The 1,731-nt window shown below is 72.4% G+C and carries 2 protein-coding genes; one reads left to right on the top strand and one right to left on the bottom strand.

Annotated elements, in window-relative coordinates; all coding sequences use genetic code 11:
• Positions 1-99: 99 nt before the first annotated feature.
• The gene (locus ACWGIG_RS38760) at positions 100-930 is read right to left on the bottom strand and encodes a membrane protein (protein ID WP_453326425.1); all 831 of its coding nucleotides are present in this window, start codon (positions 928-930) and stop codon (positions 100-102) included.
• A gap of 301 nt (positions 931-1,231) precedes the next feature.
• Between ACWGIG_RS38760 and ACWGIG_RS38755 the strand changes: the two genes are divergently transcribed.
• Complete coding sequence (locus ACWGIG_RS38755) at positions 1,232-1,645, top strand: hypothetical protein (protein ID WP_453326424.1); 414 nt, start codon at positions 1,232-1,234, stop codon at positions 1,643-1,645.
• Positions 1,646-1,731 lie beyond the last annotated feature (86 nt).

Genomic DNA, 1,731 nt, shown 5'->3' with positions numbered 1-1,731 from the left:
GCCGTCTGACTGCGGTGGGCGGCGTGTTCGGGCGCCCCCGCGTCGGGGGGGCGGGCGGGGGGTGGGCCGGCGCGGGCGGGGCCGACGGGTCCTGCGGCGTCACATGGGGTCGACGCGCTCCGGGTTCACGACGGGCTGGTGGTGCAGCGCGTCCTCGCGGCCCGCACGGTAGGCGCCTTCGTGGGACGCGTCGGCGGCGGGCTGCTGGGCCCGCATCCGGCCGGTCTCGGCCTCCGCCGTGTCCATCCAGCGCTCGATGCGTCCGCGCATCGGCTGGATCATCGCCCCGCCGACACCCACGATCAGGATGCCCGCGACGGCCGCCAGCGCGGCGATCAGGACGGGCTGGGTCACGGTGGTCGCGATGCCGACCTGGCCGAGGGCCGCGATCACACCGAGCGCGACGATGACCGCCCACACGATCCTGGCCACCATCGGCCCGTACGAGGCCGCCGACAGGACGCCGGAGACGATGCCGCGCACGGCGTTGGCGATGGCCATGGCCACCACGACCAGGACCAGGGCGATCAGTGCCCTCGGCAGCCAGGCGACGATGCCGTCGATCAGACCGCTGACCGGGTTGGGCCCGAACACGCCGAACGCGAGCTGGAGGGTGACCAGCAGCAGCGCGTAGTACACGACCTTGCACACCAGTGAGGTCGCGTCGTACTTGGAGTTGTCGAAGATCTTGGCGGACCCGGCCCGTTCACTGAGCCGCTCGAAGCCGACCTTGCGCAGTACCTTGTCGAGCACCCTGGCGATCAGCTTCGAGACGAACCAGCCGATCACGAGGATCACCAGGAAACCGGCGAGCTTCGGTACGAACTGGGCGACCTTGGACCAGGCGTCGGAGATCCCCTGCTGGAACTCCACCGCGAGCGCGGTGTCCGCAGGGAGTGCGAGCTGGGCTGGAATCTGGGCTGAGAGCACGATCAGACCTTCCGTCGACGCGTTGGTTCTCCGCGTTGCTTCTCCTCGTTACTTCTCTGAGTCGTGCCTATCAGCGCTCCGCCGCGCGCGCCTGCGGCCACCGCCAGGACTCCGCCGGACGGGTGACGATCCCGCGACGGGCCGGGCTCGCGGCCTCCTGGGCCGGACGGGGGAACTCCGGCGTGTCCGCGGTACAGGACGGACCGCACGTCGCACTAGTGGTGATAGAGGCGCGGTTCCCGCACAGCAGTGACTCGGGGCAACGGAGCAACGAGGCCGCGCGCTCGACGGAGGTTTGCCCATGCGTTCCACGCGTTCCATACGTTCCCTGCGTACCCTCACGGGCCTCGCGCTCGCCGGCGGCGCGCTGGCTCTGTCCGCCCCGCACGCGCAGGCCGTGTCGCAGAGCTGCCAGCGGGCGCTGGACGACGCGGAGATCGCGCAGCGGAACTTCGACACGGTCAGCAAGGACCCGAACGCGTCGGCGGAGGACAGGAAGAACGCCGAGGACGAGGCCAACATGACCGCGTCCACCGCCCAGCGCTTCTGCAACTCCACGGATCCGGCGGTCACGGGTCCGGTGCGCGCCGGGGCGGGCGGTTCCCAGGGCTCCGTCGGAACCACCGAGGTCGCGGGCGGCACCGCGCTGCTCGCGGCGGGTGCGGTCGGCGCCGTCCTGGTGGTGCGCCGCCGTGCGGCGGCCGGCCGGGGCTGACATCCAGTCGGCCGTCGCCGACGTCCGCCCGGTCGGGGCCGACGTCCGCCCGGCCGGGGCCGACGTCCGCCCGGCCGTCGCCGACG

It is taken from the genome of Streptomyces sp. NPDC054863, from assembly GCF_053610825.1.
The sequence above is the reverse complement of the archived record's forward strand: the minus strand, read 5'-3'. Positions and strand labels throughout refer to the sequence as shown.

What these genes read in the sequence shown, in the direction of transcription:
- ACWGIG_RS38755 (WP_453326424.1), top strand. Translation starts at nt 1,232, where the DNA reads ATGCGTTCCACGCGTTCCATACGTTCCCTGCGTACCCTCACGGGCCTC.